Source organism: Paenibacillus kribbensis, from assembly GCF_002240415.1.
Classification (GTDB): Bacteria; Bacillota; Bacilli; order Paenibacillales; family Paenibacillaceae; genus Paenibacillus; species Paenibacillus kribbensis.
This window is the reverse complement of record NZ_CP020028.1, coordinates 5,341,849-5,357,263: the sequence shown is the minus strand read 5'-3', so window position 1 is coordinate 5,357,263 and position 15,415 is coordinate 5,341,849. Positions and strand designations below refer to the sequence as shown.

Genomic DNA, 15,415 nt, shown 5'->3' with positions numbered 1-15,415 from the left:
GATTTGTTTCCTTCGAGACCGCGTTTCAGTTCCGGTGGATGAAGTCTGCAACGAGACGTCCAATTTCATCAGGTGCGTCTTCCAGACAATAATGACCCACGCCTGTAAGCCGATGAACGGGGGCGTCAGGGAACAACTCCGTGAACAGCGGCAGAAAATGTTCAGCATGTAGCGTGCGGTCAGACTCTCCCCAAATGGCCATTGCCGGCTTCGTGCGAATCATGCGAACGACTTCAGCATTAGGTACTTCAAACTGATGCGCGCCTGTAGCATACCCTTTCGCCCAGCCGATTGCGCCGAGACAATCGGACGGATCGGCGAAGCGCGAGCCGTAAGCGGCCAGCCAGGTGTCGGTAATCAGGGCATGGTTCTCGAAACCGTTCAGTTTGAGCGTGCTGAGAATATTAAAACCGAGTTGGCCCAACACGGCCTCGAGACTTCCATCCTTCTCCGCCTGAACAACCCATTGGAACCAGGGCGAGACGCCGACATTGGCGGTCAACCTGTCTCCGAGGCTGGACTGGCCGAATGGTGTCGGCCCATTGGTCGAGATCAGTCTGCGGATGCGATCCGGATGTCGGGCGGCGAGTCCCATCCCCACTGGCCCGCCAAAATCGTGCATAATCAGCGTGATATCCCGCAGGTCGAGCGCAAGCACAAACCGTTCAAGATTGTCGATATGATCTTGCAGCCAGTAGCTACGGTCCTGAGGAGTCGCACTTTTACCGAACCCCATATGATCAGGGACAATGACACGGCAATCCGAGCTCAGGACCGGAACGAGGTGCCGAAACAGATAGCCCCAGGTTGGCTCGCCATGAAGACAAAGCACGGTCTCACCTCCGCGTGAACCTTCGTCAACAAAGTGCATGGCAAACCCGGGAGCGTCAGTGAAGTGCGGTGTGAATGGGTAGGTACTATCGCAATCCGAATGCGGATCGCGGTTGAGGTTATAAGGATACAGCATGAGAAATGTTCCCTCCTTAGAATTGACTCAGAAAATCTGGCTGGATAAAACAGTAAAAAATCTTCCTTCGGTCAATTGACGAGCAGCATGATGGCGGTCAGTGGCATGTGCCAGTTCGCCATTAGATGTCTAAGCGGTGGGCGTCAGATGACGGGTAAACGTCCAGAATAATAGTGCCAGTAAGCTGATGGCCGAGCCTAATAGGCATACACCAGTCCAACCAGCCCACGCATAAACGAACGTCGAGATGAACGAGCCGACAGCGCTGCCGAGGGAATAGAAAATCATATATCCGGCCGTAAGCCGGCTATGAGCCTCGGGGCGCACACTGTAAATCATGCTTTGATTCGTGACATGTACGGCCTGTAACCCAAGATCGAAGACGATTACGCCAGCAATCAAAGCCCACAGGGAATGAATAGTAAACCCAATTGGCAGCCAAGATAGGGACATGATGAGCAGCCCGATGCCGGTAACCTTCTGACTCCAGCCGCGATCTGCCATCTGCCCTGCCCGGGCCGCACCCAACGCTCCGGCGGCGCCAGCTAGACCAATCAGACCGATCTCCGTATGGGAGAGTGAAAAAGGCGGTTGGCTGAGTGGAAACACCATCGGCGTCCACAAGACCGAAGTCGAGGTAAAAATCAGAAAGGCGATCAAAGCGCGAATGCGCAAGATTGGCTCCTCCACAAACAACATAAAAACCGAACGCAGCAATTGCGGATAAGCGATCGTTTCCTTCACCTTGTCGTGCGGCGGTAGCACACGAAACAACATAACAGTGATGAGCAGCGTCAACGCTGCTGAGAGGAAATAGATCGCCCTCCAGCCCGCGAGATCGGCCATGAACCCCGCGATGGTCCGCGCCAGCAAAATACCGATGACAATGCCGCTAGTTACCGTCCCTACTACACGGCCGCGTTCAGCCGGCGCTGCCAATACGGCCGAGAATGCAACCAGCACCTGCGTGACCACCGCGAGTAACCCAACCAAAGCGCTGCTGATAAAGAGCAGCGTGCTGTTTGGAGAGAAACCGACAGCGGCGAGCGCCGCAACGGACAATGCTGACTGACCGACGACCAACCGTCGGCGGTTCAGCAAATCGCCAAGGGGGACCAGCAATAGAAGGCCAAGTGCATACCCGATCTGGGTGATGGTGACAACAACCCCGACAGTTGACTCACGGATGCCGAACTCGACTGCCATCGCGTCAAGCAGTGGCTGTGCATAATAAACGTTCGCTACAGCAAGCCCACAAGCGACAGCAAACAACAACGAGAGCACACGCGACAGCGATGAATGGGACGTGGAAGCACGAGCATCGGGTTTACTCGAGGAAGCCTTCCCGGTACTCCAGTTTTCTCCCGCACCTCCCTCCATTATGTCTTGAAGGTTGTTCATATCCCTTCACACCTTTCTGATTGGATTGACCGGGGTTAACCTTATTCAGTTACATACCGAAAAGTATATTATATCGATCGGTATATAACTGAACGAAGTGAAATATATATTATTTATTCGCAATTTGTCAAGGATAAATTGAAAATATTTGACTATTCCTTCACCGTTAGATATGATTTTAATATACTGAACGATATAAAAAGGGAGGGGATAGCTTATGGTTCGCCCTCGGGAGTTTAATGAAGAGCAAGCACTACATTCCGCGATGGAACTGTTTTGGGAAAAGGGCTACGAAGCGACCTCATTAAGCGATTTAACGGCAAAAATGGGCATTCAACGGCCTAGTCTCTACGCCGCATTCGGAGATAAGAAAGAGCTTTTTGAAGCCGCGCTTCGCAAATACAATCAATTTCATGCTTCTTATGTGCGCGCACGGCTACAGAGCGTACCGTCCGTTAAAGAAGCGCTGCGTGCTTTCTTTGAGGGCATTGTGGCAGAAGCGTACGGAGAAGTGCCAAATCGGGGATGTTTTTGCCTGAATGTCATGGTCGAATTAGCGCCACATGATGCCAAATTTGAAGTGCTGACAAGAGAGCACCAGTTGTATTTGGTAGCGACTTTTCAGGAGACCATTGAACGGGGGATACGATCCGGTGAACTCGGGGATCATGTGAATGCCAAAGCACTCGCCCAGACATTCGTCGTTTCAATGATCGGGCTTACCGTGTTGATGAAATCCCGCCCCGATCGAACATTTGCGGACAACGCTGCAGCAACCATTATCGCCTTGCTGGAGTAGATCGTTTGTTTCAATCAGGCGGATTTTATAGTGGTATTTTTCTAAAGACTTGATTTGTAGCGATATCTTAGTACAATGGTTTTATGACTACTCAAAAAATAATAAATGATGAGCTCAGAGTCAAAATATTTAAGGCGTTAGCCTTTAAAGGAGGCGAAATTGATCAAGGTACGAAAAGAAGCTCAAGCGAAGTATATGAGCATCGATTTGGAGGCATTTCAAACTTACTTACCCGGATTTCTGGATACGTTGTAGAAAGAAATTCTTTTTTTTTTTCATTATTTCAATAATATTTGAACTATAGAACTAACTGCAAAGGGTGAATAGAATGATCCAATTAACTGCTTTATTTTTCCTCATCATGTTTGTTATTGGTACAGATACGTTTTTGATTTCTCCGCTCATCCCCACTCTTCAGAACTTGTTTCATATCCCGACCGAATATTCCGGTTGGATGGTGGGGTCTTATGCTTTAGGTTATGCCATTTTTGCACTGATTGCTGGACCGCTTTCCGATGGATGGGATCGCAAAAAAGTAATGCTTTCCGGCATGGTCTGCTTCTCGGTTTCAACCATGTTATGCGGCTTTGCCACAGGTTTTTGGTCGATGTTCTTCTTCCGTTTTTTAGCCGGAGTCAGCGCAGCATTTACGGCGCCTCAAGTCTGGGCCTCGATCCCTGCTCTGTTTCCAACGTCAAAAATCGCCAAAGTATCAGGAATCGTCATGGCAGGCTTGGCTGCTTCCCAAGCGTTCGGCATCCCTATTGGAAGTCTGCTTGCCTCAACCCATTGGTATTATCCTTTTTTTACAATTGGTGCATGTGCATTACTGGTAGCGGTATTCATCTTCTATGCTTTGCCCGAAATGAAACCGAATCAAGGCCAAAAAACCAAGACTCCGATTTTCAGTAGATACATCCCACTATTGAATAGCCGAATGGCGAGAAAGGCTTTCCTCGCTCATTTCTTATTTCAATGTGGATTCTTTGCTGCCTTTTCCTTCATTGGAAAATGGGTGACGGATCGCTTTCACCTCTCAATTGATCAAGCGGGGTACGTGATGTTTTTTCTTGGTCTCGGGAATATAGTCGGGAGCTTCGGCGGTGCCTATGTGATCAAAACGTTAAACCGTTTCAATACGCTGGTTGTGGGCTTTCTTGTCTCTATCGCATGTTTTATTATTTTGCCTCACTTGCCATCGGTTGCGGCTTTCGAAAGTGTTTACTTTTTCATATTCGTTAACATGGGGATCGCTTTTCCCCTAATATTGGGAATGCTGAATTCACTAAATCCGACCATCCGCGGCACGATCTCTAGCTTGGCCAATTCAATCATGTACGCTGCGACAACGCTCGGCTCTTGGATCGCAGGCCTGATTTACGCGACTTTTAACGGTTTTTCCGCCGTAGGCATGTTTGCGGCTATATGCTTTGCCGGTTCGTTATTATCTTTCATATTCAGCGGTATTTTGACCAGTCATGCGAAAACAAAGAAGGAGTTTACATCATAAATGCATAGAAGAAATTCTTATGGATATTCTTATAGCCAACCTCTACAAACACGATAGCAGGGAACAGATCTGAGACGGCATTCGAGTCATTAATCGTTTAGGCAGGGGATACTCTTTTGAAGCCCTACGAGCCAAAATACTCTTTACAGAGGGACTTAAAAAGCATTTTTCCACCTTGATCGAGAAATTGGAGAAGGGCCAGCTATAAGTCCTTCTCCACCATAAAATCCGAATACCCTTTTTTATGAGATAGGAGGGGCGGGTTTTACGATCAGTGGCAGTGTCAATTTCACTTTGGTGCCCTCGCCTTTTTTGCTGGAGATGGTCACGCCATACTCTTCTCCATAGAGAAGGGTGATGCGATTGTGTACATTCTGGATGCCGATGCCAGTGAACAGTTGGCGCTTGCTCTTGGGATTGGGCAGTCCATCCTTGGCCGCATGCCCGTCCAAATCCATACCGTCTCCATCGTCGACCACCTCGCAGATCAATGTATCCTCCGTTTTGGACACCAATATATAGATGTGCCCTGCATTTTTCTCATTAAATGCATGGAAAAAAGAATTTTCGATAAAAGGCTGAATAATCAGCTTGGGCACATGGTACTCCAGACAATCCGGCGATATAAAATAATTTACCTGTACCCGCTGTCCATAGCGCACATGGTTAATGAACACGTAGTTTTGCATGTTGGCCATTTCCTGCTCGATCGTGATGGTCTCACTCACGTTGCTGATCGTATTTTGCAGCAGGGAAATAAGCGCGTTGATGGTCTCGGCGGCGGTCTCCTTGTTTCCTTTGAGCACCAGCATTTTGATCGAAGCCAGTGTATTGTACAGAAAATGAGGATTGATTTGTCGTTGTAGGGCAGCAAGCTCTGCGTTTCGTTGTTCTTTTTGCGTCTCCAGCAGCTTGCGAATATAGTCATTCAGCTCATCCAGCATGTAATTATAGGCATGACTCAGTTGTCTGACCTCATAGCTGCCCGTTACCGGGATATAGTTGTCAAAATTTTTCTCGCGGACCGTCGACATTTGCTTGACCAGTCGTGTCAGTGAACGAATCAGGCGACGGGAAATCAGAAAAACAATCAGCAAAGCAATCAGCACGATGACAATGCAGATGAATACAACGGATTTGACGTCAATGATCTGTCCAATCGCGATTTGTCTGTCGATCATGTTAACCAGATAAAAATCATACGAAGGAATATAGTTGGAAAGAACAATACTTTCCTTGCTCATCACGTTCGCATTCACGTAATTTAGCCCTTGCTCATTGATTTTCTTCGCGTAGCCCAGCAGCTCACGGGAGTGTTGTCCGATCAAGTCCTGACGGTTGCTCGACACGATGAGCCCTGACTTGTCCAAAATAAGAACATCATTGCCGTTGCTTGTAAAGTTGTTATAGAAGCGGCGAAATTCCGGCTCGCGAATGGCAATGTAGATCATGCCATATAAAGTACCGCTGGTGCGCTCCATAAATGCTTTCGAGGCGATAATATAAGGTGTCGGTTTCTGTCCGGTATTATTTATCTGTCGACGAAATAAATCAGTATCCAACTGATACATAAGCCGTGTCGGCTGTGCCGCACTTCGGGCTGTAATGACACTGTTCTTAAGCTCCTCCGCAGTTACCGGCCAATAGGACGAGTCAGAATAGAAGCTTCGGCCATTCATGCCCGTTACAGCGACACCGACGTCATAGGCGTCGACATTGGATTTAATCTGCTTCATCTGCTGTGCCATACCGAAGTAGATGCGTGCCGAGTTAATGGAGTCGGATTGGCTACCAGTCAGGTAGTTTTTGACCGTCCCGTTTTCCGAGGCATGGGTTACGGCATTCACAATTGAGTCATTGAAGGACTCGAAGCTGGACTGAATCTGGCTGAGTACCTTGGCATTCGTAATACTGAATGTCTCGGCAAAGAGTCGTTCAGACATGCGAATCGTCACCAAAGAGGTCAGCAACGACACCGCAGTGATGCTGACCACCATAACGATAAATATTTTGAAGAACAGGCCCTGATATTTGAATTTATGAAGATACCTTTTCATATTCAATCTCTTTTCTGCCGCAGATATGCGCTTGCTCTCTAATGGAGATGTTCCCGGCGGTATTGACTGGGTGAGTACCCCGTCACCTTTTTGAACACTTTGGTAAAATAGCTAGGGTCTGAATAGCCGACAGTGCTGCTAATATCGGAAATGGGCATGATACCCGACCGCAGCAGTTCAGCGGCCTTCTCCACGCGAATTTTGTTCAGATACTCACTGAAACCCTCTGTATGATGGGTTGTAAAATAGCTGGACAAATAGGAAGGGTTAAAATGAAAATATTGTCCAAGTGTCGTCAAATTGAGTGTTTCAGCATGGTGCTCCTCAATATATTCCAGCAGTTTTTTCATGCTTGCGCTGCCGCCTTGCTGCGTTTTAGCCATGATTTGCCTGTTTGCTTCCTCTAAAAAGGTCTCCAGCAATCGCACAGCTTCATGTACGTGAGGCGCGTCATTAATCGTTTTGAAATAGGAATATTTTGCTGCATCCAGCTCTTTCATATCATATCCCTGATTCCCAAGTAAAATGGTAATGTTGAACACAATATTCCCGAGAAGCGATTTAAATTCAAAAGCAGTAGAGTTATAGTTGCGTGACATGGCTGCTACATAGGATCTCAAGTCCTGAAAAGCTGCATCAAAATGCTCGCGTTTCATCTCCTCTGTGAATTGCTTCAAGTTAAACGAGCTGTTCACTTGAACAGGTTGTGGGAGCTCATCTTCCATCAGCAGCGCTGTTTCCGGGAAATAAAAGCGATAGCTGAGCAGCTTCGGCAATTCATCCTGATAGACCTCACTTATTCGATTAAAGTCATCAAACAAGTGGCTGACCGCCCAGCCTATCTGTGGATCGGCTTGCTTCGTCTCCTGAGCCACCTCTCTGACCGCGGCCATCCAGGAGTCTGCCTCCCGCGGATCAAGATTGGCTAAAACTACAGCCGCATGGGCATCGGACGGCAATAGTCGGAGTACGATTTGTTCACAGGCAGCTGCCACCCGATCCGTAAGCCTGGAAAATAGGTCTGAGGCAGAGTAGGAGCGGCCTGTACCCTGCTGTGCGGCTTGCTCCATACCTATAAGCGCAAAACGCGTATATGGAAATGTCTGCTTCAGCAGTTCAGTGTCATAGTCTATGCTATAGCCGGAAATGAGCTTTTCGATCACATGATCCATCGTAATTGGATTATCTCCGGCATCTGCCTGATATTGAATGGATGGAATTTTGCGAGCCGTCCGCTGAAGGACTTGCAGCAGCTCATCCGTGTCCAGCTTGGGCTTTAAAATATAGTCAGCAACCCCTTGCTGAAAGGTGGAGCGCACGTAATTAAACTCGCCGTAGCTGCTGAGCACAATGACTTCGATCTCCGGATAGTTCTGTTTAACGATACGCGTCAGCTCCTCACCGTCCATGATTGGCATCACGATATCCGTGATGACAATATGAGGGCGCAAGGTTTCAATCAGCGCCAGCGCTTCTTTCCCGTTGGAGGCTTCGCCTACAATCCGAAATCCGTACTTTTCCCACGATAAATGGTGCTTGATTCCTTGCCGTACCAATATCTCATCATCCACAATCAAAATGTTGCATAGCTTATTCATGGCAGCACGCTCCGTAATTATACCTATTCAAAAAAGACCGCATTAACGCGGATATGTTGTATCAACTGAGGCATATGTTTGACAACGCTCCCAACTTGGTTCAAATATAAAGCATTTAATCTTTACATGCTAACATAAACCAGAAGGGAAGCCAAAAAAATCTTAACCAAGCCTATATTTTAATATCGGCTGGTGGCCCAACGAGTATTACATGGAGAAAATGCTGTATATATGTGAAAAAGCAGCGGAAAAGCAATCCTGCTTCTCCGCTGCTTCCTATGACCAGCCTCATCTCGTTGTTCACGCATCACCCATCGTTTACGAAGCTCGAGTGATTGGTTTTTTCAGGAATATCCCGTATGAAATCGCTCCCATAACGAGCAAGGATGCTCCCAGTAAAAATACATTATTAAAGCTTCCGGTTGTATCCAAAATGTATCCGGTTGCAATAGGTGCTAAAGCAGCCCCTAGAAATCCACCAAAGTTTTGAATAGCGCCCAGCGATGCGACTTGTTCCCTCGGAGCAATATCAGCTGCCAACGTCCAGATGACGCCTGAAGGCAATTGGGAAGCAAAGTAACCGATAGAGAGAAGGACGATGCTGACCACTGTACTGTCGATATAAGGAATCGGTGCTACAGATGACGCCGCCAAAATAGCACCGCCAACAATTGGTATCTTGCGTGAGGTTACAGGAGCAACCCCCTTGCGGATGAAATAGTCGGAAATGAACCCGCCCAGCAATACACCAATAATGCCGGCAACAAACGGAATGGATGCAATCCATCCGGTTTCCTTCAGCGTGAAGCCTTGTTCCTTTTCCAGATAGCTTGGCAACCAGGTCAGATATACCCAGATTGTAAACATGATGCCGAAATTACCGATGATCATAAACCAGGTGCTGGAATTCTTGAAAAGAGAAGACCATTTGGCTTTTGTCTCTGGTTGAGCCGCATCTGATTCCGTCGCAGGAACAGCGTCTGCAGTCATATCGTTCTGGTTGATGGCCTGTTTTTCGGCAAAGGTCGGATCACGGTAGACTTTCAGCCAGATCAGCATAATAATCAATCCAATTGCACCGACGAAGATAAACATGCCTCTCCAGGTCATGGTTAGCATAAGCACAGTCAGCAGGGGCGGAGCAATAGCATTGGCAATTTGCGAGCCTGTATTAATAATAGAGGTTGGGAGTCCTCTTTCACTTTTAGCAAACCATCTTTCGGTTACTTTAAGCCCTGAAGTGAAGAACGGAGATTCCGATACACCGAGCAGCATACGCATGGCATATAGCAGAGAATAGGAATTTACAAAAGCACTGACGATGGTTGCAACTGACCACAGTCCGGAAGCCCATGAGAACATTTTCTTCGGACCGAAGCGGTCAACAAGCCATCCTGCCGGGAGATTAGCCAAGGCATAAGGCCAGAGAAAGGCAGACAGCAGTAGACCCATCTGTGTAGAGGATAGTCCAAATTCCGCTGCGATGGTCGTATTCGCGATACTTAAATTAGATCGGTCCAGATAGTTGACGACGGCCCCGAGCAGAAGCAGTAAAATAATGCCCCAACGCAGGCCCACCTTTTTGGGTTGCCCTCCAGGTGTTACACGGGTATTCTCGATTTTGCTCATGAAAGCTCACGCTCCTTGATCTATGATGTATACGTTTACATTTTTACTAGTCATCCAATTCATTTCGAGAATTTCTTAGCTCTGTTTGATATGGGCGATTCACAACGATGCTTGCAGCTTTCGGAAAATCCGAAGGCCAGCTATTGATCGTTGTGATGCCGCATATCCTGCTAATGCGATCTATACAGGCTCAGCCATTTGGGATTTTATATGGAACGCGCCGCCGCAACTGCCTCCAGAAATTCCTTGGCAGCCGCCGTAACTTTACTGTAATCCCCGTCTTTTTGCGCAGCCTTGGTGATATAGCTTCCTACGCCAACTCCGATGCAGCCAGCTTGCAGCCATTCATGCACATTTTGCGGAGTTACACCTCCAGTAGGGGCGATGGGAGCTTGAGATAATGGAGCGGTAACCGATTTTACATATTGCGGGCCTAACACTTCGGCTGGGAAAAGCTTGACGATGTCAGCTCCGGCCTCTAATGTTTCCAATACTTCCGTCGGGGTAAAAGCGCCACTAATCGTCACGGCCTGATAACGGTTGGCCATTTTGATCATTTCGGGATTGAGCTGCGGGCTTACCAGAAGCTCTGCCCCCGCAAGAATAGCCGCTCTTGCCGTTTCGGCATCCAATATGGTTCCAGCACCGACAAGAACGCCTTCTTCACGATATTTTTCTGCCAGTGTTTGAATGACATGAAGCGCATTTGGCACGCTCATGGTGATTTCCAGCGCCTTAATACCGCCTTTTACGGCTGCTTCTGCTACGGCCAGAGCCTCTTGCTCGCTGTCCAAACGAATGATCAGCACAATGCCTGTGTCTGCTATTTTCTTGAGATTATTGAACTTCTTCCACATCAACGTATCCTCCTAATCGTTATACAGCCGTTCACCACGGTACCCCAACTGGTTGGACAGCTTTAGCGCTGTTTCCTTGACCAGCTTGACGATCATACTCTCGCGCTCCGGCGTCATGGTAGAGTACATACTCGCCACACTAATCGCTGCCACCGGCTGATTCCATTGGTCATATATCGCAGAACCGATGCAATACATTTCCAGATTGTCTTCCCTGTCATCAATGGAGTAGCCACGCGCCCGAATTTCCGCCATATCCTGCAAAATTTCCTGTAGCGTTACCTTCGAGTATTGTGTTTTGGCCGGAATTTCTCCATCTCCCAGAATAAACTGGATCTTTTCCGTTGGTAACGCTGCCAAAAGTGCTTTGCCGATTCCTGTGGTGTGTATGAATCTTCGCGAGCCTAGCTTTGCTGTCGGTCTCATAACAGAGTAATTTTCCGCCTTATCCAAATACACGATCTGCCCTTTATCCTCGACTCCAAGAAAAACAGTGCTGCCCGTCTGTCTGTTCAGCTCCTGCAACAGCGGTCTGGCCAGATGGGGGATGCCCATATTGGATAAATAAGAAATACCTGCTTCAAAGGCACCAATGCCCAAACGATAAGTCTTCAGGCGCGGATCATCCAGCTCAATAAAGTTTTTATAGAGTAATGTCTGCACCAGTTCGAAGGCGCTGCTTTTGGGCAGCCCCAACGTCTTGCAAATTTCGTTCAGTGTCAGAGGGGAACTGCTATTGGATAACAGGACCAGAAGATCGACAACCCTTTCGGCTGATTTATTCAGCTTAAAATTTTCCATGCAATCTCCTTTAATTTTCGGTTCGCATATACGAACCGTGTTCATTAATTCGAACTTTGGGTTTATTATAGTACAGCCTGACGAAAGAGATCAATAACCTTTACAAAATATTTTATTTATGTCGATATGGGATTGAATTTCTTATGAAAACGTTATAATCTAAATAAAAAATAAATTCAATATTGCGAATATGGTTCGCATATGCGAACAAAGAAGGGTTTTGAGCAGCTCCTTGATGTGTACCCTATAGGTGGGGCTAATCTAACGATTGAAACCGTATACATTTAAGGCCTTAATTCATGAAAATGTGCGACAACCCCGAAATACAGATTGCGGGTTATAAGGAGGAATTATGGATGCAACCTACAGCTATATTTTTAATCGGGGCTGCCAGTTCAGGTAAATCAACGATTGGCAAGCTCATTGCTACAGAATATCATTTTACTTATTTGGATAAAGATATCATCTGCAACAAGTTCACGGGCCTACTGCTGGAGTCCAAAGGATACTCGCCTCATGAGCGTGACGGCAACACTTTTTATAGCGATACGATCATGCCTCTTGAATACCAGACCCTGCTGGATGTAGCCAATGACAACCTTCAATTGGGTCGATCCGTTGTTTTGGATGCACCGTTTCTCGGTTATTTTTCTAACAAAGATTACATTAGGGAATTAAAAGAAAAATACGACTGGCATCATGTCAGACCGCTTGTATTACAGGTGGATGTGGATTTTGATATATTAAAAGAAAGGATGAAAGCCCGTGGATTGGAGCGGGATGAATGGAAATTTGCCCACTGGGATGCTTTTGTGGAAGGAATCCGTGCCAGAAGGTGCCTATGGGAAGACATTGACATCCGGCATTTTGATAATAGTCCTGCTGAAGTAGACAAGAACAGGCTGCACAATACACTTTCCTTCAAAAATACAGCAACCTCTTTGTAGTTCAGGTTTGGCGAAAACATAAGAAGCGCCCCTCGGAGTGGAAGTCATCGTATGACTTCCTCCAAGGAGCGCTTTCTTCTTTTATACAGTCCCCCACGTCCGATCCCCTGCCAAATATTTTTCAGTCAAAATAGATAGCAGTTGAATACCGACCTCATTATGTCCTCCCTCAGGAAGGATGAGGTCCGCGTATTTCTTGGAAGGCTCAATGAAGGCCTCATGCATAGGCTTAACCGTAGTCAAATAGTGATCGTGGATCGAATGGATGGTGCGGCCGCGCTCCTCGATATCTCGAAGCACCCGACGAAGAATACGCACATCAGGGTCAGTATCCACAAACACTTTAATGTCGAGCAGGCTGCGGAGCTTTTCGTCAGACAGCACGTGCAGACCCTCCAGCATAACGATATGATTCGGCAGAAGCTCTACCGTCTCATCGGTGGAACGAGCATGAACCGTAAAGTCATACACTGGCGCTTGAGTCGCTTGTCCTTTTTTCAGACATTGGAGATGCTCGATAAGCAAGTCATTGTCAAAGGCAAACGGATGATCATAATTGACCAGAGCACGCTCGTCATAGCTCAGATGTGAATTGTCTTTATAGTAGTTATCCTGAGATATGAAAGTCACTTTATTAGATCCCAGACGCTCAACGACAGCACGTGCTACCGTCGATTTACCGGAACCTGTACCGCCGGCAATACCAATAATAAGCATGGCGTTTCACTTACCCTTCCCTAAATGTATCCCGATACAACTCAAGTATTGTAGCACAATGCACACTTTTTTTCATCACTGTGGAGCTTTGTATTTCTTCCATTTTCGTAGCTTGGCCCTGAATGTTTTAAAAGGTGCCACAGACCACTTGCGACTGTCCTGCTATGAAGAGTCCTTCTTGAATGAGTGGTCAATCCAATCCAGCCATTTTTGCTCGGTTAGCTTGAATCGTTGGCGGAAGGGTTCTTATTTGGATTGTTCCAATACTGGCATTTCGACACAAGTATAATGTTCGTTTTTTGAATGAAAACAAGTCAGCTACAGGAGTTGGCATGAGATCCAAATTGCTTCGGAACACGAACAATTGTGCCGTGGAAAATGCCAGGCACGAGTAACGCTAAAAAAGACGTTCCCGGTTTTCCAGAAACATCTTTATTCATTCCGATCATCTGACCAGCATAAGAATTCACAAACTGACTAATTATATATTTTAATTAATCTCACTTTTATGAAGTATAGTTTCTCCCAATCAAAATTTTTACATGCAGCAGACATATATCCAAAGTTCTGGCGTCTACTGCTTTGATTCTCCCCGTATCACCATAAAGAAAATCCCCTCTAGAGGGGGGATTTTCTTTATTTTTTCATAATGAGCTCAAGGAGTTCAGTTTTCATATTTTGGATGGCATCCTCTTCTGGCATACGGATAAATTTGCTTAATCGTTTAATATCTTGATCGAAATATTGAAAAATTGCATTCATGGCTTCTACATCAGATTCTGTTTGGGCAAGTTTTACTAATTTCATAAACTCATCATCTGACATAATTCGCGAAGAGCTTTCTTTTTCCATTTGTTCACCGCCTGCTGAGTGATTTTAAGTTCTCTGGCAACTTGGGCTTCTGTTTTATCATTTATGTAAACTTCATAGATGACTTTTTTGCTTACTTCACACGTTAATTTATTAATATAAAATTTTATCATTACCTTGTTATCAGATTCCTCAGAAAAAGAGGGGTGAAAAAGGTTAGGATTACATTCCATAGATACTTCACGTTTCCGATCACGTTTTTCCCTATACTGCATTCGCCAAGCGATTCTATAAAGCTCGCGTCGATAATGTTCAATGGCACCCATCGGAAATTTACCTCCCTTATATTCTTATACGTGTATATAAGGGAGGGAGTTATCAAATTCCATTTAACAACCATTAAAAAAACAAATGTTCCTATATAGCAAAAAAATATAGTTTCCTATTGTTTTTTGATTGTTTAAATCCGGCTGAAGTCCCATGAAAAGCTCTGATAAAAATAAGTTTTAGACCTAAGAGCGCTCGCCTTGATGCGAGATCCAAATTGCCTTACAGTAACCGGCTTGCTTAGCTTCACTTTTGGATCGATGATAATTGCCTACAAAGGCACTCGCAGTCAGTTCGATTTACAGATGGAACTATCATCAATAATTGAAAAGTCTAGCATATTATTATAAAATCATGGTAATATTTTTTGATAATAATGGTATATTATATACATATGATTTTATAAGGAGGACTTTATGAAAATACAAAAAAAATACGTTCTAAGTTTCATAATAATTTTCGTAGTAATAGTTGTTGCAGGAGCCATTTTTGCGTCTAAATCGACTATAACCTTTAAAGATGCAGCTTTGGGGCAAGTGAATCTGGAAGAGATTGATACAATTGAAATCATTAAATCAGATGATAATTCTACAAATGAAAGAAAGATAACTGTGTCAGATCCTAAAGAAATTCATCAAATAATAAATGAATTTTCGCGGGTACAGTTAAAAAAATCCAATTCAAGTACCCCCTCGCCCGACTCGTACTGGATCACTATAAGATCAAAACAAGAAAGAAAACTTGGATTAACTATTTTAGGAGAGAAAAATATAGTAATTTATAAATACAATTCAGCCAATCCTAAAAATAGCATTGTTTCATACGAAATAATTAGCGGGTATAATGGGAAATTGATACAAAATTTGTTCAAATAAATTTTGGTTGTAGAAAAATAAAAAATTACCGCTTGCCTTGGTTTGAACTGTGACCCGTAAGATGGACACTTTGAAGAAAGTGACCCACTTACGGGTTATTTGTGTTTTAATCGAACAATA

General features: G+C 45.5%; 14 protein-coding genes. 4 read left to right on the top strand and 10 right to left on the bottom strand.

Features of this window, described 5'->3' with window-relative positions; genetic code table 11:
- Nucleotides 1-25: 25 nt before the first annotated feature.
- Both B4V02_RS23895 and B4V02_RS23890 read right to left on the bottom strand, forming a co-directional pair.
- On the bottom strand, nt 26-967 hold the full coding sequence (locus B4V02_RS23895; protein WP_094156694.1) for an alpha/beta fold hydrolase: 942 nt from the start codon (nt 965-967) through the stop codon (nt 26-28).
- 129 nt (nt 968-1,096) lie between these two features.
- On the bottom strand, nt 1,097-2,368 hold the full coding sequence (locus B4V02_RS23890; protein ID WP_094156693.1) for an MFS transporter: 1,272 nt from the start codon (nt 2,366-2,368) through the stop codon (nt 1,097-1,099).
- Nucleotides 2,369-2,585: 217 nt separating this feature from the next.
- Here B4V02_RS23890 and B4V02_RS23885 point away from each other — a divergent pair, with 217 nt between their 5' ends.
- Nucleotides 2,586-3,167 (top strand): TetR/AcrR family transcriptional regulator, encoded by a 582-nt coding sequence (locus B4V02_RS23885; protein WP_094156692.1) that lies wholly within the window; start codon nt 2,586-2,588, stop codon nt 3,165-3,167.
- A gap of 328 nt (nt 3,168-3,495) precedes the next feature.
- The gene (locus B4V02_RS23880) at nt 3,496-4,677 is read left to right on the top strand and encodes an MFS transporter (protein ID WP_094156691.1); all 1,182 of its coding nucleotides are present in this window, start codon (nt 3,496-3,498) and stop codon (nt 4,675-4,677) included.
- Between the two features lie 242 nt (nt 4,678-4,919).
- Here B4V02_RS23880 and B4V02_RS23875 read toward each other — a convergent pair whose 3' ends face one another.
- The 5 genes from B4V02_RS23875 to B4V02_RS23855 form a co-directional block, all read right to left on the bottom strand.
- Nucleotides 4,920-6,734 (bottom strand): sensor histidine kinase, encoded by a 1,815-nt coding sequence (locus tag B4V02_RS23875; protein ID WP_094156690.1) that lies wholly within the window; start codon nt 6,732-6,734, stop codon nt 4,920-4,922.
- Between the two features lie 38 nt (nt 6,735-6,772).
- Entirely contained in the window at nt 6,773-8,332 is a 1,560-nt protein-coding gene (locus B4V02_RS23870) for a response regulator transcription factor (protein WP_094156689.1), read from the bottom strand.
- Between the two features lie 318 nt (nt 8,333-8,650).
- Entirely contained in the window at nt 8,651-9,961 is a 1,311-nt protein-coding gene (locus B4V02_RS23865; protein WP_094156688.1) for an MFS transporter, read from the bottom strand.
- Nucleotides 9,962-10,167: 206 nt separating this feature from the next.
- Nucleotides 10,168-10,818, bottom strand: coding sequence for a bifunctional 2-keto-4-hydroxyglutarate aldolase/2-keto-3-deoxy-6-phosphogluconate aldolase (locus tag B4V02_RS23860; protein WP_094156687.1), 651 nt, complete (start codon nt 10,816-10,818; stop codon nt 10,168-10,170).
- A 12-nt stretch (nt 10,819-10,830) separates the two neighbouring features.
- Nucleotides 10,831-11,619, bottom strand: coding sequence for an IclR family transcriptional regulator (locus B4V02_RS23855; protein ID WP_007428221.1), 789 nt, complete (start codon nt 11,617-11,619; stop codon nt 10,831-10,833).
- 356 nt (nt 11,620-11,975) lie between these two features.
- Between B4V02_RS23855 and B4V02_RS23850 the strand changes: the two genes are divergently transcribed.
- The gene (locus tag B4V02_RS23850) at nt 11,976-12,566 is read left to right on the top strand and encodes a P-loop nucleotide/nucleoside kinase family protein (RefSeq protein WP_094156686.1); all 591 of its coding nucleotides are present in this window, start codon (nt 11,976-11,978) and stop codon (nt 12,564-12,566) included.
- Nucleotides 12,567-12,647: 81 nt separating this feature from the next.
- Here the strand turns inward: B4V02_RS23850 and udk are convergent, their stop codons facing one another.
- From udk to B4V02_RS23835, 3 genes are all read right to left on the bottom strand, one after another.
- Nucleotides 12,648-13,283 carry a uridine kinase gene (udk, locus tag B4V02_RS23845; protein WP_068502652.1) on the bottom strand — a complete coding sequence of 212 codons (636 nt, stop codon included), beginning with the start codon at nt 13,281-13,283 and terminating at the stop codon, nt 12,648-12,650.
- A 636-nt stretch (nt 13,284-13,919) separates the two neighbouring features.
- Complete coding sequence (locus B4V02_RS23840) at nt 13,920-14,135, bottom strand: helix-turn-helix domain-containing protein (RefSeq protein ID WP_244188399.1); 216 nt, start codon at nt 14,133-14,135, stop codon at nt 13,920-13,922.
- Nucleotides 14,087-14,419, bottom strand: a complete 333-nt coding sequence (locus tag B4V02_RS23835) for a hypothetical protein (protein ID WP_094156684.1) — start codon at nt 14,417-14,419, stop codon at nt 14,087-14,089. The genes B4V02_RS23840 and B4V02_RS23835 overlap by 49 nt, the downstream gene beginning before the upstream one ends.
- Nucleotides 14,420-14,836: 417 nt before the next feature.
- Between B4V02_RS23835 and B4V02_RS23830 the strand changes: the two genes are divergently transcribed.
- Entirely contained in the window at nt 14,837-15,295 is a 459-nt protein-coding gene (locus B4V02_RS23830) for a DUF5301 domain-containing protein (RefSeq protein WP_094156683.1), read from the top strand.
- Nucleotides 15,296-15,415: the final 120 nt, after the last annotated feature.